The 25,198-nt window shown below is 33.1% G+C and carries 21 protein-coding genes; 9 read left to right on the forward strand and 12 right to left on the reverse strand.

Features of this window, described 5'->3' with window-relative positions; genetic code table 11:
- Positions 1-63: 63 nt before the first annotated feature.
- The 3 genes from rny to ACHRVZ_RS14920 all read right to left on the reverse strand — a co-directional run bounded on the left by rny (position 64) and on the right by ACHRVZ_RS14920 (position 2,425).
- On the reverse strand, positions 64-1,626 hold the full coding sequence (gene rny, locus ACHRVZ_RS14910) for a ribonuclease Y (protein WP_395423404.1): 1,563 nt from the start codon (positions 1,624-1,626) through the stop codon (positions 64-66).
- Between the two features lie 208 nt (positions 1,627-1,834).
- Positions 1,835-2,128: a cell division protein ZapA gene (locus tag ACHRVZ_RS14915; protein WP_041516860.1), complete on the reverse strand. Its 294-nt coding sequence runs from the start codon at positions 2,126-2,128 to the stop codon at positions 1,835-1,837.
- A 6-nt stretch (positions 2,129-2,134) separates the two neighbouring features.
- Positions 2,135-2,425: a hypothetical protein gene (locus ACHRVZ_RS14920; protein WP_395423406.1), complete on the reverse strand. Its 291-nt coding sequence runs from the start codon at positions 2,423-2,425 to the stop codon at positions 2,135-2,137.
- A gap of 179 nt (positions 2,426-2,604) precedes the next feature.
- Between ACHRVZ_RS14920 and ACHRVZ_RS14925 the strand changes: the two genes are divergently transcribed.
- Genes ACHRVZ_RS14925 through ACHRVZ_RS14940 form a run of 4 tightly spaced genes read left to right on the forward strand, consistent with a single transcriptional unit; the run spans position 2,605 to position 8,171 of the window.
- A complete protein-coding gene (locus ACHRVZ_RS14925) occupies positions 2,605-4,299 on the forward strand; it encodes a M23 family metallopeptidase (protein ID WP_395423407.1) in 1,695 nt (564 codons plus the stop codon).
- Between the two features lie 11 nt (positions 4,300-4,310).
- Complete coding sequence (locus tag ACHRVZ_RS14930) at positions 4,311-6,770, forward strand: carboxypeptidase-like regulatory domain-containing protein (RefSeq protein WP_395423408.1); 2,460 nt, start codon at positions 4,311-4,313, stop codon at positions 6,768-6,770.
- Positions 6,771-6,814: 44 nt separating this feature from the next.
- A complete protein-coding gene (locus ACHRVZ_RS14935; RefSeq protein WP_395423410.1) occupies positions 6,815-7,402 on the forward strand; it encodes a hypothetical protein in 588 nt (195 codons plus the stop codon).
- Between the two features lie 46 nt (positions 7,403-7,448).
- The gene (locus ACHRVZ_RS14940; protein ID WP_395423411.1) at positions 7,449-8,171 is read left to right on the forward strand and encodes a hypothetical protein; all 723 of its coding nucleotides are present in this window, start codon (positions 7,449-7,451) and stop codon (positions 8,169-8,171) included.
- A gap of 174 nt (positions 8,172-8,345) precedes the next feature.
- Here ACHRVZ_RS14940 and ACHRVZ_RS14945 read toward each other — a convergent pair whose 3' ends face one another.
- From ACHRVZ_RS14945 to ACHRVZ_RS14965, 5 genes are all read right to left on the reverse strand, one after another.
- Positions 8,346-9,047, reverse strand: coding sequence for a DUF2971 domain-containing protein (locus ACHRVZ_RS14945; protein ID WP_395423412.1), 702 nt, complete (start codon positions 9,045-9,047; stop codon positions 8,346-8,348).
- Positions 9,048-9,167: 120 nt separating this feature from the next.
- Entirely contained in the window at positions 9,168-10,997 is a 1,830-nt protein-coding gene (locus ACHRVZ_RS14950; protein ID WP_395423413.1) for an ABC transporter ATP-binding protein, read from the reverse strand.
- A 79-nt stretch (positions 10,998-11,076) separates the two neighbouring features.
- Positions 11,077-12,804, reverse strand: a complete 1,728-nt coding sequence (locus ACHRVZ_RS14955) for a phospho-sugar mutase (protein WP_395423590.1) — start codon at positions 12,802-12,804, stop codon at positions 11,077-11,079.
- Positions 12,805-12,896: 92 nt separating this feature from the next.
- A complete protein-coding gene (locus ACHRVZ_RS14960; RefSeq protein ID WP_395423415.1) occupies positions 12,897-13,853 on the reverse strand; it encodes a glycosyltransferase family 2 protein in 957 nt (318 codons plus the stop codon).
- 8 nt (positions 13,854-13,861) lie between these two features.
- Positions 13,862-14,395: a DUF4199 domain-containing protein gene (locus ACHRVZ_RS14965; RefSeq protein WP_395423416.1), complete on the reverse strand. Its 534-nt coding sequence runs from the start codon at positions 14,393-14,395 to the stop codon at positions 13,862-13,864.
- Positions 14,396-14,642: 247 nt separating this feature from the next.
- Here ACHRVZ_RS14965 and ACHRVZ_RS14970 point away from each other — a divergent pair, with 247 nt between their 5' ends.
- Together ACHRVZ_RS14970 and ACHRVZ_RS14975 are read left to right on the forward strand one after the other, a co-directional pair.
- A complete protein-coding gene (locus ACHRVZ_RS14970) occupies positions 14,643-14,894 on the forward strand; it encodes a type B 50S ribosomal protein L31 (protein ID WP_072958980.1) in 252 nt (83 codons plus the stop codon).
- A 413-nt stretch (positions 14,895-15,307) separates the two neighbouring features.
- Positions 15,308-16,483 carry a GlmU family protein gene (locus ACHRVZ_RS14975; protein WP_395423417.1) on the forward strand — a complete coding sequence of 392 codons (1,176 nt, stop codon included), beginning with the start codon at positions 15,308-15,310 and terminating at the stop codon, positions 16,481-16,483.
- A 93-nt stretch (positions 16,484-16,576) separates the two neighbouring features.
- Here the strand turns inward: ACHRVZ_RS14975 and ACHRVZ_RS14980 are convergent, their stop codons facing one another.
- Entirely contained in the window at positions 16,577-17,020 is a 444-nt protein-coding gene (locus ACHRVZ_RS14980) for a PepSY-like domain-containing protein (RefSeq protein ID WP_395423418.1), read from the reverse strand.
- 212 nt (positions 17,021-17,232) lie between these two features.
- On the opposite strand from ACHRVZ_RS14980, the gene ACHRVZ_RS14985 reads away from it, so the two are divergent.
- The gene (locus ACHRVZ_RS14985; protein ID WP_395423420.1) at positions 17,233-18,867 is read left to right on the forward strand and encodes an ABC-F family ATP-binding cassette domain-containing protein; all 1,635 of its coding nucleotides are present in this window, start codon (positions 17,233-17,235) and stop codon (positions 18,865-18,867) included.
- Positions 18,868-18,936: 69 nt separating this feature from the next.
- Here the strand turns inward: ACHRVZ_RS14985 and ACHRVZ_RS14990 are convergent, their stop codons facing one another.
- From ACHRVZ_RS14990 to ACHRVZ_RS15000, 3 genes are read right to left on the reverse strand one after another with little or no spacing between them, the layout of a single operon-like run.
- Complete coding sequence (locus ACHRVZ_RS14990; protein WP_395423422.1) at positions 18,937-20,094, reverse strand: ABC transporter permease; 1,158 nt, start codon at positions 20,092-20,094, stop codon at positions 18,937-18,939.
- A gap of 2 nt (positions 20,095-20,096) precedes the next feature.
- The gene (locus ACHRVZ_RS14995) at positions 20,097-21,050 is read right to left on the reverse strand and encodes an HlyD family secretion protein (protein WP_395423423.1); all 954 of its coding nucleotides are present in this window, start codon (positions 21,048-21,050) and stop codon (positions 20,097-20,099) included.
- Between the two features lie 12 nt (positions 21,051-21,062).
- Positions 21,063-22,445, reverse strand: a complete 1,383-nt coding sequence (locus ACHRVZ_RS15000) for a TolC family protein (protein ID WP_395423424.1) — start codon at positions 22,443-22,445, stop codon at positions 21,063-21,065.
- 277 nt (positions 22,446-22,722) lie between these two features.
- Here ACHRVZ_RS15000 and ACHRVZ_RS15005 point away from each other — a divergent pair, with 277 nt between their 5' ends.
- On the forward strand, positions 22,723-23,958 hold the full coding sequence (locus ACHRVZ_RS15005; protein ID WP_395423425.1) for a hypothetical protein: 1,236 nt from the start codon (positions 22,723-22,725) through the stop codon (positions 23,956-23,958).
- Positions 23,959-24,023: 65 nt separating this feature from the next.
- Complete coding sequence (locus ACHRVZ_RS15010; protein ID WP_395423427.1) at positions 24,024-25,190, forward strand: porin; 1,167 nt, start codon at positions 24,024-24,026, stop codon at positions 25,188-25,190.
- The last annotated feature ends 8 nt before the right edge of the window (positions 25,191-25,198 follow it).

A 25,198-nucleotide genomic window follows, 5' to 3' on the forward strand; every position in this document is an offset into this window, starting at 1 on the left:
AACTTATATAAACAACAAAGGCTATCGTTTAAGATAGCCTTTGTTGTTTATAAGGAAAAGAGATTACTTAGCAATATTAACTGCTCTTGTTTCTCTAATTACAGTAACTTTTACCTGACCTGGATAAGTCATTTCAGTTTGTATTTTTTGTGAAATCTCGAAAGATAAGTTTGCTGCATTATCATCAGAAACTTTTTCGCTTTCTACAATAACACGAAGTTCTCTACCGGCTTGAATTGCGTAAGCATTTTTCACACCGCTAAAACCGTAAGCTACTTCTTCAAGATCTTTCAAACGCTGAATGTAAGAATCTAAAACCTGACGTCTTGCGCCTGGTCTTGCACCTGAAATTGCATCACAAACCTGAACGATTGGAGAAAGTAATGATTTCATTTCGATCTCGTCGTGGTGAGCTCCAATTGCGTTACAAACTTCTTCTTTTTCTCCATATTTCTCAGCCCATTGCATACCTAATAATGCGTGAGGCAAATCACTTTCCGTATCTGGAACTTTACCAATATCGTGAAGTAAACCAGCTCTTTTTGCTAATTTTACATTTAAGCCTAATTCAGCTGCCATGATACCGCAAAGTTTAGAAACTTCTCTAGAGTGTTGTAGCAAGTTTTGTCCGTAAGAAGAACGGTATTTCATTCTACCCACAACTTTTATCAATTCAGGGTGTAAACCATGAATTCCTAAGTCAATAACAGTTCGTTTACCAACTTCGATAATTTCGTCATCGATTTGTTTCGCTGTTTTAGCAACAACTTCTTCAATTCTTGCCGGGTGAATACGTCCGTCAGTTACTAATTTGTGCAATGCCAAACGAGCAATTTCTCTACGAACTGGATCAAAACAAGAAAGAATAATCGCTTCCGGTGTGTCATCAACAATGATTTCTACTCCGGTTGCAGCTTCAAGAGCTCTAATGTTACGGCCTTCACGACCAATAATCCTACCTTTTACATCGTCAGATTCGATATTGAATACTGAAACGCAATTCTCAACTGCTTCCTCAGTTCCAACTCTCTGGATAGTGTTGATGATAATTTTCTTAGCTTCTTGCTGTGCTGTAAGTTTAGCCTCTTCAATAGTATCTTGAATATGAGACATAGCTTTACTCTTAGCTTCAGCTTTTAAGCCTTCAACTAATTGCTCTTTTGCTTCTTCTGCTGAAAGTCCTGAAATTACTTCAAGTTGCTGTAATTGACTTTTGTGCAGTTTATCTACTTCAGTTTGTTTTTTGTCTAAAACTTCAATTTTGTTATTGTATTCCTGAGTTTTAGATTCAAAATCGTCATTTACTTTTTTAGCTTTCGAAAGTTCATTTGAAACTTGAGATTCTTTGTCACGTACTCTTTTTTCTACTTCAGCTACTTTTTTATCTCTAGCTAAAATAACTTGCTCGTGTTCTGATTTTAATTCGATAAAACGTTCTTTTGCCTGAAGGATTTTATCTTTTTTAATATTTTCGGCTTCTAAGTTGGCATCTTTTAAAATTGAGGATGCTTCTTTTTTAGCGTTTTTAATTAAGTTAGAAATATTACTTTTTTCGATAATTTTAGCTATTGCAAAACCTGCTGCAATACCTACAATACCTGAAATAATGATCGTTATTATGTCCATGTTTGTTAAAATTTATATATAAAAAAAGCCTACATTAATTGCTTGAATAAACTCGTAAAGACAAGTTTTGAGCTAACTCACTGTTCAAGTTTCCAAGCCGAAGCATGGCATACTATAGTAGCGACGATTTGCTCATTCTAAATTGTTAGTGTTGAGTTTACCAATTGTGAACTAATGTAGGCAGTATCTTAGTTTCTGTAAAGAACGTTTAATTTTCGAGATATTGATCTAATAGCGAATTTAATCTTTTAATTCTTTCGATAGTTTCTTCGCCATCGATTGCGTTATCAATTTGTTTTTGTTCTACTTGTGATGCAAATTGCAATGCACACATAGCCAGAACATCTTGTTTATCACGAACCGCGTAACTTTCTTCGAATTGCTTGATCATAGCATCAATTTTTTTAGAAGCACTTCTAAGTCCTTCCTCCTGAGTTGGTTCTACCGTTAAAGGATAAACTCTGTCTGCAATTGATATTTTAATTCTAAGCTTTCCGTCCATGTCTTTCTAATCTGATAGTTGCGCTATACAGTAATCAATTTCGCGAATTAATGAATTTATTTTAAGCTTTGTCTCTCTCTTGTTATTGTCGCTGCCGAGCAACGAATTGGCTATTTTAAGTGTTTCATATTGCTTCTTCAAAGCCTCCATTTCCTCAGATTGTTTCTGGATAATTTGCGCAGCTTTGGCTAGTTCTAACCGTAAAACCTGATTGTTTTCCTCCAAGTGTTTTGATTTCTCAAAAAGCTTTTCGACTTTATATTCAAGAGTATCAATTATTTCGGCAATTACACTCATTATAAATCCTATTCATTACTTAATCATACAAAGTTAGTATTCCTTTTTATTAATGCAATTTTTTATCGATTTTTTTGCATTAAAAATAGACAATTAAATGAAATTCAATCGATTGTATTTTTGTGGCTTTTTACTCGGTTTTAGCTTGTTAATTTTTTATCTTAGCAAAAATGTTACTTATGAGATTTTCAATATTTACCCTGTTTTTTTGTCATTTGATCTTTGCTCAAACCCAATATCCTAAGAACGATTTTCGTCCGCCGCTTGATATTCCGATGCAACTTTCGGGTAATTTCGGGGAGTTAAGGCCTAATCACTTTCATGCAGGTTTCGATTTGAAAACCAATCAAAGAGAAGGATTGAGTGTACATGCAATCGCAGATGGATACGTTTCAAGAATAAAAATTTCAACTTTTGGAAACGGAAAATGCATTTATATTACTCATTCAAACGGATACACTTCTGTATACGGACATTTACAAACAGCAGTTGGTCCAATTCAGGATTATGTTAAAAAAACACATTATAAAGAAAAGGCGTATGAAATTGAAATGTTTCCAAAGCCTAATGAATTACCTGTTACAAAGGGACAAATAATTGGACTTTCCGGAAATACAGGTTCATCAGAAGGGCCGCATTTGCATTTTGAAATTCGTGATACTAAAACAGAATTTGTTGTTAATCCAATATTTTTTGGATTCGATAAAAATATAAAAGACACAAAAAAGCCAACCATTTCAAGTGTCTATGTTTATCCGTTAGATAATTCAACCGTAAATCAGTCTAAACAGCCTTTGTTGTTAAATGTTGCGCTTCAAAAAGATGGAACATATTTAGCAAGCAAAGTAAAAGCGAATGGAAAGATTGGTTTTGGAATCGCGGCTGTCGATTTTGATGATGTCTCTTTTAATAAAAATGGAGTGTTCAATGTTTCTACTTTTTTAAACGGAAATCAAAATTATAACTATCAGTTTAATACTTATTCATTTGATGAAATGCGTTATGTAAATGCCTTGATCGATTATGGAAGATACAAAAAATCAGGTCTGCGAGTTCAAAAGCTGTTTATGAAAACTCCTTTTGCATTAAGTATTATTAAAACTGACGCGCTTAGAGGTATTGTTCCGGTTGAACCGAATTTAGCTTCGACCTATAGAATTGAAGTTTCGGATTATTTTGGTAATTTAAACACAGTAACTGTTCCGGTTGAATTTGACTCGGCTACACCAATTGTAAAAGCAGAACCAATAACCTCCAAATATTTTATAAACGTCAATAAAGATTCTAACTTCGAAAAAGATAATATGTCAGTATTTTTTCCTGCCGGAACTTTTTATGATGATTTTAATTTGAATTTCGATGTAAAGAATAACCGTATTTATATTCATGATGATACAGTTCCGGTTCATTCTAATTTTACTATTACAATAAAAGATGGTTCGTATCCTGAAGCACTTAAAGATAAAGTTTTTATTGCAAGATTAAGCGGGAATAGTTCTAGTTACAACGGAACAAGTAGAAAAGGAGACGTTTATACCGCAAAATCAAAGATTCTGGGACAATTTGGATTAGTCCTGGATACCATTGCGCCAACAATTAGAATTGCAAAACCAATACAGGATAAATGGATTACAGGAGTTAAAAAAATTGATTTTACGATCAACGATACTTCTTCTGGAATTAAATCGTATAACGGATATTTAAACGGAAATTGGGTTTTGTTCGAATATGAAAATAAAACAAAAAAAATCACGTATACTTTTGATGATGCAATGGTTGCTGAGGGTGCAAATGATTTAAAGATTGAAGTAATTGATAATGTGGGTAATTCTGCTATCTTTGAAACTCATTTTTTTAGAAGTCAACAAAAATAAAACCAAAGCGTTTGAATAATATTAGGTTAATATTCGTTTTTCTTTTTTTATGCATTACTTGTGGTTCATTTGCTCAGAGTGCTCATGTAAAAGGAGTTATTTTAGATAATGAAAATCATCCCGCTGTAGGTGTAAATATTACTTCTTCAGGCAATGCCACACAAACAGATAATAATGGTTTTTTTGAAATTAAAGTTCCTTCTAATAAAAAGGTATCTTTAATTTTTACTCATATTTCATTAAAAATGATGAGTTTAACGGTAAGTTTGAAACCCAATGAGGTTTTTGTTTTCAACCCCGTGATGAGTAATTCTGAAGAACAAATGGGAGAAGTTTTTGTTTCTTCAAGAAATAAAAAACGTGTTCAGGGAATTACAACTGTTGATGCCGCTACAATTAAAAAAATTCCTGGAGCCAATGCCGGAATCGAGAATATTTTAAAAACCTTACCCGGTGTAAATTCAAACAACGAATTGAGCACGCAATATGCGGTTCGCGGCGGAAACTACGATGAGAATTTAGTTTATGTAAATGAAATAGAAGTATATCGTCCGTTTTTAATTCGTTCCGGTCAACAGGAAGGATTGAGTTTTACAAATACAGATCTGGTTCAGAATGTTGATTTCTCGGCAGGAGGATTTCAAGCTAAATTTGGAGATAAATTATCTTCAGTTTTAGATATCACCTATAGAAAACCAACTCAATTTGGCGCTTCTCTTGAAGCTAGTTTACTTGGTGGAAGCGTTGCTGTTGATGCGGTTTCTAAAAACAAAAAATGGTCAGCTGTAACGGGTGTTCGTTATCGAAATAACAGTTTGTTAGTCAATAGTCAGGATACTCAAACTAATTATACGCCAACTTTTGCAGATATTCAGACGAATATTAATTATGATATATCAAAAAAATGGCAAGTGAGTTTTTTGGGAAATATTTCTCAGAACAAATACTTATATCAGCCTTTAACACGTGAGACAAAATTTGGAACTATTGATCAGCCAATGGCGCTTGCTGTTTATTATGAAGGTAAAGAAAGAGATAAATATGATACTTACTTTGGTGCTTTAAAAACAACCTATAAAGTTTCGTCAAGTTTTACTTTAAAATTTATCGGATCGCTTTTTCATACTATAGAACAAGAACATTTTGATATTTTAGCACAGTATCGTTTAGGAAATGTTGGAGAAGACAAAACTACTCAGGTTGATTTTACACGCGGAATTGGTTCACAATTAAGTCATGCCAGAAACGATTTGGATGCTTTGATTGCAAATGCTGAAATAAAAGGTTTTAAAGAATGGAAAAATGACAGCCAATTAGAATTTGGTTTAAAATATACTCGTGAATCTATTCGCGACAGAATTGTAGAGTGGGAGATGATTGATTCGGCTGGGTTTTCTCTAAATCCTCCAATTGTTGCTTTACCTCAAAACAATCAGCCTTACCAGCCATATACTGGTCCGCTTTTGCCCTATCAGGATGTTCGTGCAACAAATTACAACACAATTAACAGATTTTCGGGTTACGCGCAATACAATAAAAAAGCCGACCTTGGGTCAAATCAGGTTTGGTATAATGTTGGTGCCCGTTTTCAGAGTTGGAATGTGTCTGGTGCAGCGGTTGAAGGAAAAAATCAAATTGTTTTTAGCCCACGTGCTCAATTTGCTATAAAGCCAGATTGGGATATGGATATGGTTTTTAGACTTTCAGGCGGATTGTATCATCAGCCACCATTTTATCGAGAACTTCGCGATCTTGATGGAGTAGTGAATCCAAATGTAAAAGCGCAGGAATCTGTACATATTGTTCTGAGTAATGATTATAATTTTAAGATGTGGAATCGTCCTTTCAAATGGGTTACAGAACTTTATTATAAATCACTTTCAGATGTAAATGTGTATTCGATCGATAATGTTCGAATTCGATATGTCGCCAATAATAATGCAACCGCATATGCGCAAGGCCTTGATTTTAGATTGAATGGCGAGTTTGTTCCCGGAACGGAATCCTGGATTAGTTTTGGTTATTTGAAAACCGAAGAAAACTACGAAAACAAAGGATTTATCGCCAGACCAACAGATCAACGCTTGAAATTTGCGATGCTATTTCAGGATTATATGCCAAATATTCCGAGTGTAAAATTATACCTGAATGTTGTCTATAATACTGGTTTGCCTGGCGGAGCTCCGGCATATTCAGATCCGTATTTATACCAAAACAGACTGAATGATTATCGTAGAGCAGATGTTGGTTTTGCTAAAGTTTTTGTAGATAGCAGTACAAAAACTGCAAAGGCAAATTGGTTAAAAAACTTCAAAGAATTATCTGTTGGACTAGAGATTTTTAATCTTTTCAATAATCAAAATGCAATAACCAATACTTGGGTTCGTGATGTGTATTCTAAAAATCAATATGCAATTCCAAATTACATGACTTCGAGAGTTTTTAATGTAAAAATTAATGCGAGATTATGATCGAAAAACGTGAAAAAAGAAAGAAAATTTTTTACGTTCCGGGATTGATTTCGTTGGTTTTTATTCCTGTTTTATGTTATTATCATTTTTATAAGGTAGACGCTTTTAAAGTTTATAGTTCCTTAGATATTTCTTTAGTTCCGAATAAAGAAGAATTTGAAAAGTATAATGTTAAAGACTTAAGAAAGTACAAAGATTTTGTTTTTAACGGTGAAAAAACGCAAGAACCAAAAATGCAAGAATTAAAGTTTTTTGTGCGAGATTTAGTTAGAAAATATGATACAATAAATGGCGCCAAAATTCATTTTGGACTAAAAACAGATTATAATACTTTTGTAAATGTTATTAATATTTTGGCCACTGAAAAAGTTCCAACTTGGGCTCCATTTAAAGATGACATATATGTGTTAGCAAGTGGCAAACCAAAACAGAAACAAGATCATAGGTTTTTTTGTGATACTGGAGTATATTCAGAAAAAAATACGCTTCGAATGGAGGAAGAAAACCGAAAAAAAGAACGCTCCATTTTTCAAGTTTCTTTTTTAAGGCAGCAATGGATTATTTTTCTAGGTTATCTTGTGATTGTATTTCTCAATATCTTTGCCTTAGTAAAATTCAATAAAAATAAATAATACAATCAAAAATACTATATTTGATATTCTAATATAATTCGCATACATGAAAAATTCCTTAAAATATATAGCCTTAGTAATCATCGGAACATTAGTGAGTTGTAGAGATGAAGCTCAAAAACCAAAAGTGATTTATGATGCTGCCAATAAAACGAATGTTGTTGCGAAAACAGATTCAACGCAGATTGAAATAGCTGATTTACCTATTCAGATGGAAGGAACGAATTATTTAATTCATCCTGTAGGAGATTTACGCGTTTTTGAAAAAGGTTCAAAAGCACGTTACGGATCTTCGAGTGTGAACGATGTGAGTTTTACAATTTCTAATTTGGGAGAGTACGAAATCACAGGTTATTTACAAAATTTGAAATTTCAAAAAGTAGATTCTGATTCCATTCGTCCTTTGTCAGATAAGCCAGTTTTGATCTTAACAGCAACTTATTTAAAGACCGTAGCAGATAAAACTCAGAATAAAGTAATGGTTTATACTCTGACTGATTCTGATACAAATAAAGATGGTAAAATCGATACAAGTGATATTAAAACATTGTATTTAAGTGATATCAGCGGAGAGCATTTTACTAAAGTTTCTGAAGATCTTCAGGAATTAGTTGATTGGAGTTTGATAGAATCTAAAAATCGTTTGTATTTTAGAACTATTGAAGATACCAATCAAAATGGGCAATTCGATAAAAACGATGTTTTGCATTATAACTACATTGACTTGGGTGTTAAAAAGTGGGAAGTTAAAAGTTATAAACCTATTTAAGGTTCTAAGGGATTAAGATTCTAAGGTTCTAAGATTTTTGGAATTTTAATAAAGTAAAAAGCCAATTGAAAAATTTTATAAATTCTCAATTGGCTTTTTACTTTATATCATGTTTTGAAGATTCTTTTAACCTTAGAACCTTAGAATCTTAGCAACTTTGAATCTTTAAAGAAACTAAATCAAAATATCGCTTTCCAGATCAGATTTCTCGATTTCAAAACCAAAACCTAAACGTTCTACCAATTGAATTACCAGCTTTTTGTACCAGTTTTCAGATTTTGGATGAATGTAAATCTTCTCAATTAATTGTTTAAGATCTACATTGATTTTTAAACCGTCGTTTAGTTTTATAACGCTTTTTGAGGTATCTGTAATAATACGAACTTCACGCTCGTACTGAAAACTTTTTCGTTTAAACAGAAAAGGGAAAAATAAATCGTCAAACGGAATATATTCTTTTTTGTAGTCGATGTAATTAACCTCGCCAATATATTGGTCAAAATTATTCTCAGGGTTCAGTGCTTTCTGTAGTCTACCAATTGTTGACTGAATAGCTAATCCTTCACTGTTTTGAGTGAAAATCTGCCACATAGCAAACGATTCGTATTCGTTGATATGCCAGCTGCTTATGGCTACTTGTTCGCGATGTGTTTTGTAATATTTTAAAAAGTCAGGATTGTCTATGGCCAGTTTCTTAATCTCTTCAAATGTAGGTTCGCTAAAAGTACCTTCGTATTGATCTTCAAATTTATCAGAACGGGACATGAATAATTTCTTAGACATTAATAAATCTAAAAATTTAGACAAGTCGAGATATTTCCATACAATTGTATCTGGATCATCTGGAAGCTTTATGTTCGGATTGTTGAGATACATTTCTTAAAGTTTGATATTAAATTTAAAAAAAATGCCACAGATTACACGGATTAAAATGATTTATTTCAAAGTTTAAAAAAATCTATGCTAATTCGTGTAATCTGTGGCTGAAAACTTTATCTAAGCTTCAAAAGATTGCATGGTTACTAATTTGTTGTAAGTACCATTAAGAGCTATTAATTCGTCGTGAGTTCCTTGTTCAACGATTTTTCCTTTTTGCATTACTACAATTACGTCTGCTTTCTGGATTGTCGAAAGACGGTGTGCAATTACAATCGAAGTTCTGTTTTGCATCATATTCTCTAAAGCAATTTGAACAAATTTTTCGCTTTCAGTATCTAATGCAGATGTAGCTTCGTCCAAGATCATAATTGGAGGATTCTTCAATACAGCACGAGCAATCGATAAACGTTGTTTTTGACCGCCTGAAATTTTGCTTCCACTGTCTCCAATATTGGTATAAATTCCTTTCGGTAGATCTTTTACAAACTCATAAGCGTTGGCAATTTTTAACGCTTCGATAATTTCGTCGTCTGTAGCGTCTAATTTTCCTAAAGAAATATTTGCTTTAATTGTATCATTAAATAAAATACTATCTTGAGTAACTAATCCCATCAAGCTGCGAAGAGACTGAAGATTCATGTCTTTGATGTTGATTCCGTCAATAGAAATAGTTCCTTCATTCACATCATAAAAGCGAGTCAATAAATTAGCAATGGTACTTTTTCCACTTCCCGATTGTCCAACCAAAGCAACAGTTTGCCCTTTTTTAATTTGAAGAGAAAAATCTTTTAGAATACTTGTTTCTTCATACTTAAAGTTGATATTTTGGATGCTAATATTGTCGTCGAAAGTTGTCTTTTCTATAGCGTTTTCTTTAGAAACAATTGTATTTTCCTGTTCTAGAATTTCAAGAACACGTTCGGCAGCGGCATTTCCTCTTTTCACACCGTATGAAGCTTTAGAGATTGCTTTTGCAGGTGTTAAAATGTTATATGCTAATCCCATATAAGCAATAAATTTAGCCCCGTCTAGCGTTTTTTCAATTAAAACCATTTGACCTCCATACCATAGTAAAATTGCAATTACGGTAATTCCCATAAATTCACTTGCAGGAGATGCTAAATTTTGGCGATTGCCAATGCTGTTTGATAATTTGAAAAAACGTTCAGTTGAATTCTGGAAAACAGTATTGAAGTAATTTTCAGAATTGTAGCCTTTTACAACTTTTAATCCGCCAATAGTTTCTTCTATAGTCGATAAGAAAGTACCTTGTTCTTGCTGTGCTTTTGTAGATTGTTTTTTAAGTTGTTTTCCAATTAAAGAAATTATGTAACCTGAAACAGGAATGAATATAAAAACAAATAAAGTCAATTTTGGACTGATGATTAACATCGTAGCTATTGTGAAAATAATCGTTAAAGGCTCTTTTACAATAAGTTCTAGAATTGCTAAAAATGAGTTTTGTACTTCGTTTACATCGGCTGAAATTCTTGAAATTACATCTCCTTTTCTTTTTTCAGAATAAAAAGCCAAAGGCAGTTCAAGTGTTTTTTTATACAATGCATTTCGCATGTCTCTTAAAACACCGTTTCGTAAAAAATTAATAAAAAACATAGCTAAATAATCGGCTAAGTTTTTAAGTAAAAAGATCGAAATTATGATCGCGACCATTACGGATAGAATGTAGCCAGATTCGTGTGTACCTTTTGTTGTGGTAATGTAATAGCTTAAATAATCTTCGCCGTATTTTGGGAGTTCTAAAATTCCTTGAAATACCGGTTTTATCCTGTTTTCTTTTGTTTTATCAAATAAAACCTGAAGCATTGGTATTAAGGCAACAAACGAAAGTGTACTAAAAAGGGCATATAAAACATTGAAAAAGATGTTTAAATAGGCGTATTTTTTATACGGATATATAAAAGGAACTATTTTTTTAAAATTACTCATTTATTATGGATGTTATTTTACCATTAAAACCCGACAGTTTTTTACAACGTCGGGTTTTTTTTATGGAACTTGTATTTTATTACTTCAATTGCATTCCTGCAATGATATTTTGTATTTTTTCGTCTAAGAAACTTTCTGTGGCGTTAAAATTTTGAACTGAATCTAATTCTGCATTTACACTAATGTAGAATTTGATTTTAGGCTCAGTTCCACTTGGTCTTGCGCAAATTTTAGAACCGTCTTCAGTATAATAAATTAATACATTAGATTTCGGAATGTCCATTGTGGATTCTTCACCAGTCAATAAATTCAAAGCAATTGATGATTGATAATCCTCAACCATAATTACACGTTGTCCGCTGATTTCTTTCAAAGGATTTTCGCGCAAGTCAATCATCATCTGATTGATTTCCTGTAAACCTTCCATTCCTTTTTTAGTTAAAGAAACTAAGTATTCTTTGTAGAAACCATTTTCAACATAAAGTTGTAAAAGTTCTTTATAGACACTGCTTCCGGCAGCTTTTGCCTGAGCAGCAACTTCGCATATTAATAAGGTAGCAGCAACAGCATCTTTGTCTCTAACAGCATCACCAACCATAAAACCAAAACTTTCTTCTCCTCCTCCAATAAATTCAAGTTCAGGGAAATCTTTGATCATTTTGGCGATCCATTTAAAACCGGTCAAGCCAACTTTACATTCTACGCCATAGTTTGTTGCTAATTCCATCATCATTGGAGTAGAAACAATCGTAGATCCAACGAATTGCTTGCCATTGATTTTACCTGCTTTTTTCCATTGTTTCAATAGAAAAGAAGTCATTAAAATCATGGTTTGATTTCCGTTAAGTAAAATCATTTTGCCCTCATTATTTCTAACTGCAACACCAAGACGATCGCAATCAGGATCAGTTCCAACAACAATATCAGAGTTTGTTTTGTCTGCTAATGCCAATGCCATAGTCAAAGCTTCAGGCTCTTCCGGATTTGGAGATTTTACCGTTGGAAAATTTCCGTCAGGAATTGCTTGTTCAGGTACAATATGAACATTTTTGTAACCTGCCTGAGATAAAGTGTCAGGAACAGATTTTATAGAAGTTCCGTGTAATGAAGTAAATACAATTTGTAAGTTGTCTTTAGCTTCAGCCGGAGTATTAAAACTTGCGTTTTCGATAGATGACTTTATGAAAGCTTTGTCAATTTCAGTATCGATATATTGAATCAGGCTTTCGTTAGCATTAAATTTAATCTTATCGTAACCTAAGTTTTCAATAATATTAATGATAGCAGTGTCCTGTGGAGGTACAATTTGTCCTCCGTCTTCCCAATAAACTTTGTATCCGTTATATTCCGGTGGATTATGAGAAGCAGTTAATACGATCCCACATTGACAACCTAAATATTTAAGTGCAAAAGATAATTCTGGAGTTGGTCGTAAATCTGAAAACAAATAAACGTGGATTCCATTTGCCGAAAAAACATCGGCAACTACTTTTGCTAAAGTGTCGCTATTATGGCGACAATCATAAGCGATTACTACTTTTAAAGGTTGATTTGGAAAAACTTCATGTAAATAATCAGATAATCCCTGAGTATTTTTTCCGAGTGTATATTTGTTGATTCTATTGTTTCCAACGCCCATAACACCGCGCATTCCGCCAGTTCCAAATTCCAAATTTCTATAAAAACTTTCTTCTAGTTCTTTTGGTGACGTTGTCATTAATTCCTTAACTGCAGCTTGTGTTTCGTCATCGAACGTAGGTGTTAGCCATTCATTTACAGCATTTAATATATTCGTTGCTATATTCATCATCCTTACATTTTATATTTATATTAAAAAAATAATCATTTTCAAAAGCTTTTTTTTAGGAGCTGATTTCTGCTATCAGCCAGGGTTACATGTTAAAAATTAACCTCTCGGGCAACTTTATAACGCGCTTCGTTGCTTTTAGTTCTCAAAATAATCTCACCAAGAAAACCTGCCAAGAATAATTGAGTTCCTAAAATCATAGTTGTTAAAGCGATAAAGAACCAAGGGTTGCTGGTTACCAGGCTATATTTCATTCCGTTATACATATGGTATAATTTTGAAATACCAATATATCCCGCCGATAAAAAACCGATAATAAACATTAGTGAACCCATTGCACCAAATAAGTGCATTGGTCTTTTTCCGAATCGGGATAAAAACCAAATCGTAATCAAATCCAGAAAACCGTTTATAAAACGTTCCATTCCAAATTTGGTTTCACCGTATTTACGAGCTTGGTGAATTACAACTTTCTCACCAATTTTATTAAAACCGGCATTTTTTGCCAAAACAGGAATGTATCGGTGCATTTCACCTGAAACCTCTATGTTTTTTACAACAGTATTTTTGTATGCTTTTAATCCGCAGTTAAAATCATTCAGTTCAACTCCTGAAGTTTTTCTGGCAGCCCAGTTAAATAATTTAGACGGAAGATTTTTTGCTACAACAGAGTCGTAACGTTTCTTTTTCCATCCGGAAACCAAATCAAATTTTTGAGCCGTAATCATTTCATACAGACCAGGAATCTCATCCGGACTATCCTGCAAATCGGCATCCATAGTAATAATAACGTCTCCTTGTGCTTTTGCAAAACCAGCATGCAAAGCCTGAGATTTTCCGAAATTCTTCATGAAACGAATCCCTTTTACATTAGGATTTTCGTTAGAAAAACTTTCAATAATATTCCAAGAATCATCCGTACTACCATCATCTACAAAAATGATTTCATAAGAGTAATTGTTAGATTGCATCACTTTAATAATCCACGTGTAGAGTTCTTTTAGTGATTCCTCTTCATTTAGAAGCGGTATAAGTATAGATAAATTCATTTATATTTTTATTCTTGTGTAGTAGTTTTGCTTTTGAAAAAGGCAGCCAAAATTAATCCTAAAATTGAATAACCAACAATACTGAAAACTAATGCCTTCAACTGTTCTAGAGTAGAGAAAGGGCTGTTTTCTTTCATTTTGGTTAATGCTTCGTTTATGGCAGAAGATGGAGTTCCAAATTTCTGTAACGTTTCGGCCATATAGCGAATAAGTAAATCGTTTAAAGTTGCTTTTGCTTCAGGATCGATCACGTTAAATAATATGATGCTAAAAGTTGTTGATATACCAACACCTATTATAGTAGCTATAAAAAAAGTGGTGAACGCGTCTTTAAAAGAGAAAATACCTTTTATTTCGTTTCTGGTTTTTATCAATAATAAAATACCAATGACCAAATAGATAGCAAATGTTAGACCGCCAATCCAGCCCGAGACAAATAGTTTTAAGTCAATAGCATACATGGTTGCTGTGATTAAAGCTAAAACAACGCCTAATACAATACCGTAAGTAATTCCATTCTTTTTTATAACTTCATTAATCATATTTCTATATGTTTTAAAATTAATCCACAAATATAGCAATTCCCAATATATGACAGATAAAAAAAGCTTTTTGAATTTTACTAAAAAAAGTGAGCTAAATGTTTGTTTATTAAAAAAGAATTGTAAATTTGCACACTCAAAAATAATTAAATTTTTAAACAAAAAAGAGTATCCTTTGTTTACACCTTTTTCTAACCATGGAAAAGCTTCAAAATAAAAATGCTCTAAACAATAAATAAAAAGAAAGATGAAAAAAGGAATCCACCCAGAGAATTACAGATTAGTTGCATTTAAAGACATGTCAAATGATGACGTTTTTATCACTAAATCTACTGCAGATACAAAAGAAACAATTGAAGTTGACGGAGTTGAGTATCCAGTTGTAAAAATGGAGATTTCTAGAACATCTCACCCTTTTTACACAGGTAAATCTAAACTTATCGATACTGCAGGACGTATTGATAAATTCAAAACTAAATATGCAAAACACGCTAAATAATAAAAGCTGTTTTTATTTATACAAAAGCCTTCCAATCGGAAGGCTTTTTTTTGCCTCTTTATTATCTGATATTAATAGGTCAAAGCAAAAAGCCGTGGAGTGAGAAAAAAAAATACCGCAAAGGGCACTAAGTTTTTTTACTCTTAGCCTTTATAAAAAAGTAAAGTTCACAAAGCTTTTTATTGACTTAGCTTTGTGAACTTTGTGCTTTTAGAAGCATTCTTTGATAAGAATCTTTGTGTTCTCTGCGGTAAAAAATAATTAAGCAATATATTTTTGTATTTCCCCACAACATTTGGTCTTGATCCATATTAATTTGTTGAACAATGCCCTTAATGAAACAAATAAAATATTTGTAACTTTGAACCCGATAACCAAATCAAGATTTTAACAAGTATCAAATTTTTTAATTTATGAATTACATTCTTTTTGACGGTCCCGTCCGGAATGCTTTATTACCTTTTACTTTTACAAGACCTGTTGCTGATATATTAATAGGAATCATGACGATTCGTCAGAAATGGGAAGCACGTTTAGGTTCAACCATAACAACAATTACTGAAGATTACTTGTCTGCCAAATTCCCGATGGTAGAAATGGAAGAAAATGTAATGATAAATGCAGCATATTTACCAAATGATAAGCTTGCAGATATGGTTTCTGATTTGAAAGAAAATCAGGCAATTTTTAAAGGTGATGATGTAATTGCTTTTTTTACAACTGAAAATCAAGAAGAAGTTGATTTTGATTCCTACGAAATAATTCAATACAATGACGACTGTTTGACGGTTGAACATACTTGGGATATTTTCTCTAAAAACGATGCAGCTATTCGTGAAGATTTTAATTTTTTAACAGAAGATAGAAAATCACAACCTGTCCCAAAAAGCGTTAATACAATTGCGCCCGAAAATATTTTTATTGAAGAAGGTGCAAAATTAGAATTTGTGACATTAAATGCTTCAAGCGGACCTATATATATAGGTAGGAATACTGAAATTATGGAAGGAACAGTAATCCGCGGACCTTTTGCTTTATGCGAGAATGCATCTGTAAAACTAAACGCCAAGATTTATGGTGCAACAACAGTTGGACCAGGATCAAGAATTGGTGGAGAGGTTAAAAATTCAGTACTTTTTGCAAATTCAAACAAAGGGCATGATGGATTTTTGGGTGATTCTGTTTTAGGCGAATGGTGTAATATTGGAGCTGATACTAACAATTCAAACCTAAAAAATAACTATGAGGAGGTGAAATTATGGAGCTATGAAACAGAAGGTTTTGCAAAAACGGGACTTCAGTTTTGTGGTTTAATGATGGGAGATCATAGTAAATGCGGAATTAATACTATGTTCAATACTGGAACTGTAGTAGGAGTGAGCGCGAATATTTTTGGAAGTGGTTTTCCGCGCAATTTTGTTCCGAGTTTTTCTTGGGGTGGAGCAGCAGGTTTTACAACTTATGTTACCAAAAAAGCTTTTGAAACAGCAAAGTTGGTTATGGGACGAAGAAATATAGATTTTGACGAAACTGAATCAGCAATATTAGAACACATTTTCGAGGAAACAAAAAAGTGGAGAAAAGATTGATTTAATTAGATAATTAGGCAATTTGAAAATTAGATAATATAGCAAACCCGACAAATTTTTAAAATTTGTCGGGTTTTGTTTTTTTGATTAATGTTATTTATCAATTTTAGTAAAATCTCCTTTTAGATTGAACTTTAATTCTAAACCGTTGGTCAGTTTTGTTTCGTAACCAAAAGTTCCTAGTTCTATTTTGGTTATTTTTTCTTTAGGGAAATTTGTTTTTACGTAAGAAGCAATTTTTTTTGGGATAATAGAGGAGGGGATTTTAGCGCTTTTGCCATCAACCTCTTTCCAGTTTCCTTTTTTATCAAATTCAATTTCTATTTTATTATCAAATTGAACTTTATATTCGGTAGAAAGGATTTCTTTGTCCTGTATGATGTAGCTCGGCTTTTTTGATCCAAAGTGAGTCTTTAAAAAAGTTTGTGCATTTGCCGGTAAAGCTTCTTTTTTTATTACAGTTTTTTGTGCATTTGCAGAAAGACCAAATAGTAATCCTGCAATTAGGCAAACGGTCAAGTTTAATTTCGTTCTCATATTTTACTGATTTTTAAATTCTTATACAAGGTAAGATTAAAATTTAAAAGATGTAGGAATATTGGTGTAAATTGTAAAAACTGATACATCAGTAATCTAAATAATATTGTCTAATACTCTAATTAATCTATCTTTGCGCTTTTAAAAAAATACTTGCTAAGAAATCTAAAAATCTAATCCCGAAGTTTCGGGATAAAAATCTAAAAATCTAAATGATTACAGTTAACGATATTTCAGTTCAGTTTGGTGGAACGACATTATTTAGCGATGTTTCTTTTGCTATAAATGAAAATGATAAAATTGCCCTTATGGGTAAAAATGGTGCGGGAAAATCGACACTTCTAAAAATAATTGCAGGTCAAAGCAAACCTTCTACCGGAAGTATTTCGACTCCAAAAGATGCAGTTGTGGCTTATTTGCCTCAGCATTTATTGACTAAAGACGGTTCGACTGTAATGGAAGAGGCTTCAAAAGCTTTTGGTGAAATTTTTAGTATGAAAGCTGAAATCGATGAAATTAATGAGCAACTTACTGTTCGTACAGATTACGAAAGCGATGCTTATATGAAATTGATTGAAAGAGTTTCTGACTTAAGTGAGAAATTCTATGCTATTGAAGAGATTAATTACGAAGCTGAAGTTGAGAAAATTTTAGTTGGTTTAGGTTTTGAACGTGAAGATTTTGCACGTCAGACTTCTGAGTTTTCAGGAGGTTGGAGAATGCGTATTGAGCTTGCTAAAATCTTATTGCAAAAACCGGATTTAATTTTACTGGATGAGCCAACCAACCACATGGATATCGAAAGTATTCAATGGTTAGAAGATTTTTTGATTAATTCTGCGAAAGCAGTTGTTGTTATTTCGCACGATAGAGCATTCGTAGATAATATTACGAATCGTACTATTGAGGTGACAATGGGAAGAATTTATGATTACAAAGCAAAGTATTCTCACTACTTAGAGTTAAGAAAAGACCGTCGTATTCACCAACAGAAAGCATACGATGAGCAACAAAAAATGATTGCTGACAACAGAACATTTATTGATCGTTTTAAAGGAACGTTTTCTAAAACTGATGCAGTACAATCTCGTGTTAAAATGCTTGAAAAATTAGTTATCGTTCAGGTTGATGAAGTAGATAACTCGGCATTAAAATTGAAGTTTCCGCCAGCGGCACGTTCAGGACAATATCCGGTTGTAGTAAAAGAGCTTTCTAAATCATATGGGGATCATGTGGTTTTTAAAGATGCTAATATTGTGATCGAAAGAGGAGAAAAAGTTGCTTTTGTAGGTAAAAATGGTGAAGGAAAATCGACTATGATCAAAGCGATCATGAAAGAAATTGGTATTGATGAAGGAAGTGTTGAAATTGGGCATAATTCCCAAATTGGATATTTTGCTCAAAACCAAGCTTCTTTATTAGATGAAAATGCTACAATTTTCGAAACGATTGATAATATTGCTGTTGGAGATGTTAGAACTCAAATTAAAAATATTTTGGGAGCCTTTATGTTTCAGGGGGATGATATTACCAAGAAAGTAAAAGTACTGTCTGGAGGGGAAAAAACACGTTTAGCAATGATTAAATTATTGTTGGAGCCAGTGAATTTATTGATTCTGGATGAGCCTTCAAATCACTTAGATATGAAAACTAAGGATATTATCAAAGATGCTTTGCGTGATTTTGACGGAACTTTAATCTTGGTTTCTCACGATCGTGATTTCCTTGACGGATTAGCAACTAAGGTTTTCGAATTTGGAAACAAACGTGTGAAAGAACATTTTGAAGATGTTGCCGGTTTCTTAGCGCATAAAAAAATGGACTCTATGAGAGAAATTGAAAAGTAATTTTTAATTATAAAATAAAAAAGCACAAGTTCATTCTTGTGCTTTTTTTTGGTTTTAAATGAGATAGATTTAAGCTTCTTTTGAAACTTTTTTCTTTTTGAAATATAAGGCAATATAAGCCGCAATCGAACAAACTAAACCTATAATAATCATATTCCAGATTGGTTTAGTGGTTTGCGAAAAAGTTCCATTTTCAATAATCAATATTCTAAAAGCTTTTAGAAAATGAGTTAACGGAATTACGTTTGCAATAGCTTGAACAGCTTGTGGCATCTGACTTAACGGCCAGGTGAAACCACTTAATATAAAACTTGGAGTGGCAATTACCATCAAAATTTCTGTTGCTTTTAATTGATTAGGAACAACTATGCTCACTAATATTCCGATGAAAGAAACTGAGAGCACAAAAATTCCCGCAATAAAGGTAAGCGGAAGCAAATTTTCATAAAAAGGAAGTCTAAACCAAAAAGTGAAGAGCCAATAGATAAGCCAAACTCCAAAACTCATAATCAAATAAGGAACAATTTTTACAGTTAGAAGTTTTAAAACGGAAGGACATCTTTTTACTAAACCTCTAAAAGTGCCGTTTTCAAATTCTGATGCAAAAGAAAGTGCTAAACCTAATAAAAGAACTTGTTGTAAAACTGTTGCCAAAACGCCTGGCCAAAGAAAATACATGTAATTGGTACTTCGGTTGTATTTTTTTATAAAAGTTGTTTTGAAAGGTTCGTACTGTGAGGTCAGAAGATTTTCTGGAACTCCCTGTTTTCTTAAAGTTTCAATTTGTACTCCGGCTTTTAATGTTCCAAGACAAACCTGAATTGCAGTCGACGCATAATTTGCTGTTAATACATTTGAGGTGTTTACAATAGTGGTGATTTCCGGATATTTTTTTGTCAATGTCATTTTTTCAAAATCCTTTGGAATAATAACAACGCAAGTGGCTTCTTTTTGAATGGCAATTTGAGAAAGATTATTCTGGTCATATAGAATTGAAGCAATATGAAGAACTTCGTTATCCTCAAACATCTGAATTGCTTTTGAGCTCAATTCAGATCGATCCTGATCAACAAGAATTATAGGTAAATCGGTCACTTTTCCTTTGCCGTAAACATATCCTAACAAAACGCCATAGAGTATTGGCGCACCAATAAATAGCAATCGGAGGACTTTGTTGCTCCAAAATAATTTGAACTCTCTTTTAAGTAATGAAAAAAAATCTTGCATAGTTAAAGAGATAAAGTAACAGTTGTTTTTGTAATCAGATCTTTTGTTTCGTCGTTGGCAGATGGTGTTATTTTTATTTCAAATAAACTTTCCTGCATTTCGTAATCTGGATATGCAGTTGCTATATTTCCATAAGCGCCAAGTTGTTTTATGGTGGTAATTGTTCCTTTAATATCTTCTTTTTTATAAGGAACATGTACTGTTAGTTCTTGTCCTTTTTTGAATTTTCCTAGTTGGTTTTCAGGTATTGTAAAACGGAAATAGGTGCTGTTGGCAATATAGCCATTAAACAAAGTGTAACCAGGTAATGCCAGCTCGCCAATGTTTAAGGTTATGGTTTCAATACTCATTTCTTGAGGTGCAATAATATAACGCTCCTTGTCTGCGGTTTCAACTTCTTGCAAAGCTCCAAGAGCTCGATCTTGTTGTCCTAACGCCATTGTTTGCTGTTCGATACGTGCTCCTTTTTTTGCATCATCCAGTTCTGCAATAACAGCATTGTATTGGGCTTGTGCTCCTTGATATTTAGCAAAAGTTTCATCGTAGGTTTGTTGAGATATTAAAGAGTCTTTAAGCATATTTGTCAATCGCTTAATCGATTTTTGAGCGAACTCATATTGTTCTTTTAATCCCATTTTTTTGGCTTCGAGCTGTTTAATTTGATTTTCAGTTGCTCCTTTTACTGCCATTTTATATTGAGCTTTTGCTGATGTAACTGCTCCTTCAGCCTGATTTTTTTTCGCGTCAACTTCTGGGATATCAAGAATGGCAAGAGTATCTCCTTTTTTAACGATGTCTCCTTCTTTGACAAATATTTTTAAAATTTTACCAGGTATCTTACTAACAACAGCAATTTGTTCTTTTTCTATTTTTCCCTGAATTAATTTTTCTTTTTTAGCTTCTTGACATCCAATAAAAAAGAAAAGTATAGTGATGATGATTATTGCTTTTTTCATAAATAGAAATTTTTATTTGGATAGTTTTTTAGATAAATCACCAGTGGTAATTATAGTTTCAATAGCGGCCAACCTTTGTTCAATCAAAGTTGTGGTTTTATTAACAGATGCTTTATATGAATCATTTTCGGCTTCAAGACGTTCAGATATATTAATAAGGCCCTCTTTGTATTGTTTTATGGCGAGATTCAAATTATTACTTGCCACTTTTTCCTGTTGCTGAGTAATGTCAATTTTTTGAGTTAACACACTGTAGTCGACAAGATTTTTTTCTAAGAGCAGTTCTAGTTTTTCTTTTGTGTCGTCAATTTGGTTTTGTACCTGTTCAATGTTTATTTTGGCTTCATGTACTTTGTGTTTTCTCTCAAAGCCTGAAAAAACTTCCCATTTCATTGCGGCGCCTACAACCCAATTATTACTTATAGTTGCTTCGTTCAATCCTAAATATAAAGCTTGATTGATGCCGGTAATTATTGGTGTTGTGGCATTGGCATTAAACAAGCTGGAATACGAAACTCCTCCAAAAGCTCCTAAAGTGGGCAGGTATGTGCCTTTTTCTTTTTTTAATAAATATTCGTAAGCGGTTTTGAATGATTCTAAAGCCTTTATCTCTTGCTTGTTTTGAGCGCTTAATTTTTCATCAGTAATTAAATAAGGAGTTAAATCGTAATGAACATTCTCTATTTCAGAAATAGAATAACCGGTTAAGTACTGTATTTTTTTATAAACTAGCTTTCTTTTTCCGTCAAGTTCAATTTTTTTAGAAGATAATTCCAGTGATGCCAATTTAATTTTGTCTCTATCGTACGGAATTGCAAGTCCTTGTTCTATAGCTTTAGTTACACGTTTGGTTTCGGTTTCTAATCTGTTTTCGCTTTCTTTTATTAGTTTATCAATTTCTTTTAATAATTCTAATTGATCAAAAGTATTGATAACATCTTTTGTGATTTGATCTTTCTCTGATTCTTTTAAAAAGACAGTTCCTTTCGTTTTTTCTTCAATTGCCTTCGCTCCATTCGGAATTTGCATTCCGCTAAATAGAACCGTTTTAGCCATAACACTTCCATTAAAGATGTTTCCGTAATTTTTGAAAGCCGTTTTTCCATCAAATAAAGGATAGTTAACAATGGGTATGGTGGCCGTAGGAAGATCAACAGTTAGTTTATTATCGAAATATGAATACAGGGCAGAGGCTTCAACCGTTGGGATGTATTTATTCCAGACGCCTTTTTCCTGAAGATTTAATTTTTCAATTTCTAAATCCTTGTTTTTTAAAGAGGCACTTTTTTCAATAGCCTTATGAATAGCATCTTCCAGAGTTGAAGAAACTTCTATTTGGCCGTATCCATAAGTAAAAGAGAGGAAAAAAAGGAAAATAGGTAAGTGTTTTTTCATTGCAATTCTGTATCTATTATAATTAACAAATTCTAAGATAAATTTTGTAAGATAGGCAAAGAGATTGCTATCTGTAAAAAGCGGGTATTTACAAAGTTAAGAATATAAATCTTACAGTAATGCCTTGGTGGTAAAGAAAAGATAGGATTGTATTAATATTTTTTTAGTATTTTATAGTAGGAAAATAGAATCTTTTGTAAAGTTATTATGTGATGTTGGACATTGTCTGTTTTTTCATACCTTAGTATGCGTATTGTGAAATTAACTAAATATTAGTATGAAAAAGACTGTCTTATTTTTTGCTATTTTAATAACGGGATTGTTTAGTCAACCTGTATTATCTCAAACAGATGATGAACCGGTAGCACTAGGTTTACCGGGAGATAATCTTAATTTATATGCTGTATTGGATATTTTTCAAAAATCTAAAACATTAGAAGATTTTGAAAAAGTACTAAATGAACAGGACAGTAAAGTCAATAATTTAGACTTAAATAATGACGGCGAAATAGATTATATTGAAATTGAGAGTCAGAAAGAAGGAAATACTCATGCAATTATTCTTCAGGTTGCAGTAAGTGCTACAGAGAAACAAGACGTTGCAGTTATTGAAGTCACTAAGGATAAAAAGAACAATGTACATGTTCAGATTATTGGAGATAAAGATTTGTATGGAAAAAATTATATAGTTGAGCCTGCAGATTCTGTTGCAGGAACGCCAAATCCGGGATATAAAGGAGATGCTACGGTAATCGTAAATAACAACACAACCAATAATTATAATACCACAACTAGTCCAAGTTATGTAACTACTAGTGTAAGTGCATGGCCAGTAGTGCTGTTTTTGTTTTCTCCTGTTTATGTAGTGTATCGATCTCCATGGCATTGGGGTTATTATCCTCCTTACTGGCGTCCTTGGCGTCCAGTTTATTATCATGATTACTGGGGATATCACGGACATTATTACCGCAATAATTATTACAGAAGAACTGCTACAATAAGAAATCCAAGATATTATAGAACGTATTCGTCAAGAAGAAATACGTCAGTTGTAGTTAGAAATAACAGAGCCAACGGACGTTATAATACAACATATAATGGAAGGGATTATAAAAGACCGGCTCCTGTAACGTCTACAAGGCCAAGCAGACCATCTACAACAAGACCAGCAACACGTCCGACAAATCCGTCGACCAGACCTGGAGGGACAACGAGACCAGTAACGCGTCCAACAAATCCAACGACGAGGCCTGGAGGGACAACAAGGCCAGTAACACGTCCAACTAATCCGACGACCAGACCAGTAACTCCAACTAATCCAACAACGCGACCGGTTACGCGACCAACGCAGCCAACGACACGTCCTGTGACGCCAACCACGCGTCCGGTAATACCGGCAACTCGCCCGACAACTCGTCCTGCAGCTCCTGTTACAAGGCCAGCGCCAACACGCCCTGCAGCAAGTCCTGCACCAAGTAGGGGAACAGCCTCTCCAAGTGGTGGAAGAAGGTGAGGAAATTAAAGTTTGAATTTTAAATACAGGATTAATAAAGGGTTAATTTTTTATTTAAGAAGTTTATGGGGAAAACTATATTTATTAGAATTGTATATCTGCTTTTGATAATGCCTTCTTTTCTGAATGCACAATCAGCAAAAGACACAGTAAGTGTTGCGCTGAAGGAAAAGACCAAAGAAAAGGAGGTAGCATATCCGCAATTTCAATTTAAAGGACTTTTTCAAGCACGGTTTTTAGAAAGTCTTGTAGATGATGTTGATGTTTCGGGCGTACAGCATTCATCAGGTGAAGTTGTCAGAAGTTCATTTGATGTTAAAAGAATGCGGGTTGGGCTTAATACAAAACTGAGTAAAGAGACTGAAGTTGTTATTTTGGTGAATTTGGCTGATTTTAAATCAGATCCTAAAACTAAAGTTCTTGAAAATGCATACGCTAAATATACTTTTAGTAAATATATTGCGGTAACCGGCGGTCAATTCAGACCTGCTTTTGGTATCGAAGAATTAGTTCCTGTGGATATTATAAAATCATTCGATTTCTCAAATCAATATTACGAATTTGGGAAAAATGGATGGACTAGTTTTCAAATTGGAGCTTCTGCAACTGGAGCTTTTGATGTTGGAAAGATTCCTTTAAATTATGCTTTTTCAATCTTAAATGGAAATGGGAAAAATCAGGAAAAAGATAAAGATAACGGAAAACAATATTCTACAAGATGGGTTTTGGGGTTGTCTCAGAAATATAAAATTAACTTGGGATTAAACGGAGGAATAGGAAAGGTTTTTACGCAGGAGGTTTTTGCTTTAGGGGCTGATATTGCCGGTGATTTTAAAGTTACAGATGATTTGAGTTTTGATGTTCAGATAGAATACAAGCAAGGAACCAATCATAATTTATATTTCTCTCTGCCTACAGATGCAAGAACTGCAAATGTTTCTGATTATCAAATGAGAGGTTATTACATTATGCCTAATTTTAGATATGCAGTCAATTACGGAAAATTGACTTCTTTAGAAATGTCTTGTCGTTACGAATCTTTCGATCCGAGCTATAAAATTGATTCAAATTTGAAGCAGACTTATACGCCAATGGCAAGTCTTGAGTTTGGCAAAGCTTATACGGGACGTATTTCATTAGGATTCGAAATTGATAGATTCGATAAAAATATTCCAGATACATCAAGTTACAATGATAACTTATTTATAATTCAGTTTCAGTGCAGACTTTAATCTAATTT

The organism is Flavobacterium sp. FlaQc-57, from assembly GCF_044007395.1.
Taxonomy (GTDB): domain Bacteria; phylum Bacteroidota; class Bacteroidia; order Flavobacteriales; family Flavobacteriaceae; genus Flavobacterium.

Excerpts from the sequence above, each read along its gene's own strand:
- rny (WP_395423404.1), bottom strand. The coding sequence starts at position 1,626 with ATGGACATAATAACGATCATTATTTCAGGTATTGTAGGTATTGCAGCA.
- ACHRVZ_RS14915 (WP_041516860.1), bottom strand. The coding sequence starts at position 2,128 with ATGGACGGAAAGCTTAGAATTAAAATATCAATTGCAGACAGAGTTTAT.
- ACHRVZ_RS14920 (WP_395423406.1), bottom strand. The coding sequence starts at position 2,425 with ATGAGTGTAATTGCCGAAATAATTGATACTCTTGAATATAAAGTCGAA.
- ACHRVZ_RS14925 (WP_395423407.1), top strand. The coding sequence starts at position 2,605 with ATGAGATTTTCAATATTTACCCTGTTTTTTTGTCATTTGATCTTTGCT.
- ACHRVZ_RS14940 (WP_395423411.1), top strand. The coding sequence starts at position 7,449 with ATGAAAAATTCCTTAAAATATATAGCCTTAGTAATCATCGGAACATTA.
- ACHRVZ_RS14945 (WP_395423412.1), bottom strand. The coding sequence starts at position 9,047 with ATGTATCTCAACAATCCGAACATAAAGCTTCCAGATGATCCAGATACA.
- ACHRVZ_RS14950 (WP_395423413.1), bottom strand. The coding sequence starts at position 10,997 with ATGAGTAATTTTAAAAAAATAGTTCCTTTTATATATCCGTATAAAAAA.
- ACHRVZ_RS14955 (WP_395423590.1), bottom strand. The coding sequence starts at position 12,804 with ATGAATATAGCAACGAATATATTAAATGCTGTAAATGAATGGCTAACA.
- ACHRVZ_RS14960 (WP_395423415.1), bottom strand. The coding sequence starts at position 13,853 with ATGAATTTATCTATACTTATACCGCTTCTAAATGAAGAGGAATCACTA.
- ACHRVZ_RS14965 (WP_395423416.1), bottom strand. The coding sequence starts at position 14,395 with ATGATTAATGAAGTTATAAAAAAGAATGGAATTACTTACGGTATTGTA.
- ACHRVZ_RS14970 (WP_072958980.1), top strand. The coding sequence starts at position 14,643 with ATGAAAAAAGGAATCCACCCAGAGAATTACAGATTAGTTGCATTTAAA.
- ACHRVZ_RS14975 (WP_395423417.1), top strand. The coding sequence starts at position 15,308 with ATGAATTACATTCTTTTTGACGGTCCCGTCCGGAATGCTTTATTACCT.
- ACHRVZ_RS14980 (WP_395423418.1), bottom strand. The coding sequence starts at position 17,020 with ATGAGAACGAAATTAAACTTGACCGTTTGCCTAATTGCAGGATTACTA.
- ACHRVZ_RS14985 (WP_395423420.1), top strand. The coding sequence starts at position 17,233 with ATGATTACAGTTAACGATATTTCAGTTCAGTTTGGTGGAACGACATTA.
- ACHRVZ_RS14990 (WP_395423422.1), bottom strand. The coding sequence starts at position 20,094 with ATGCAAGATTTTTTTTCATTACTTAAAAGAGAGTTCAAATTATTTTGG.
- ACHRVZ_RS14995 (WP_395423423.1), bottom strand. The coding sequence starts at position 21,050 with ATGAAAAAAGCAATAATCATCATCACTATACTTTTCTTTTTTATTGGA.
- ACHRVZ_RS15000 (WP_395423424.1), bottom strand. The coding sequence starts at position 22,445 with ATGAAAAAACACTTACCTATTTTCCTTTTTTTCCTCTCTTTTACTTAT.
- ACHRVZ_RS15005 (WP_395423425.1), top strand. The coding sequence starts at position 22,723 with ATGAAAAAGACTGTCTTATTTTTTGCTATTTTAATAACGGGATTGTTT.
- ACHRVZ_RS15010 (WP_395423427.1), top strand. The coding sequence starts at position 24,024 with ATGGGGAAAACTATATTTATTAGAATTGTATATCTGCTTTTGATAATG.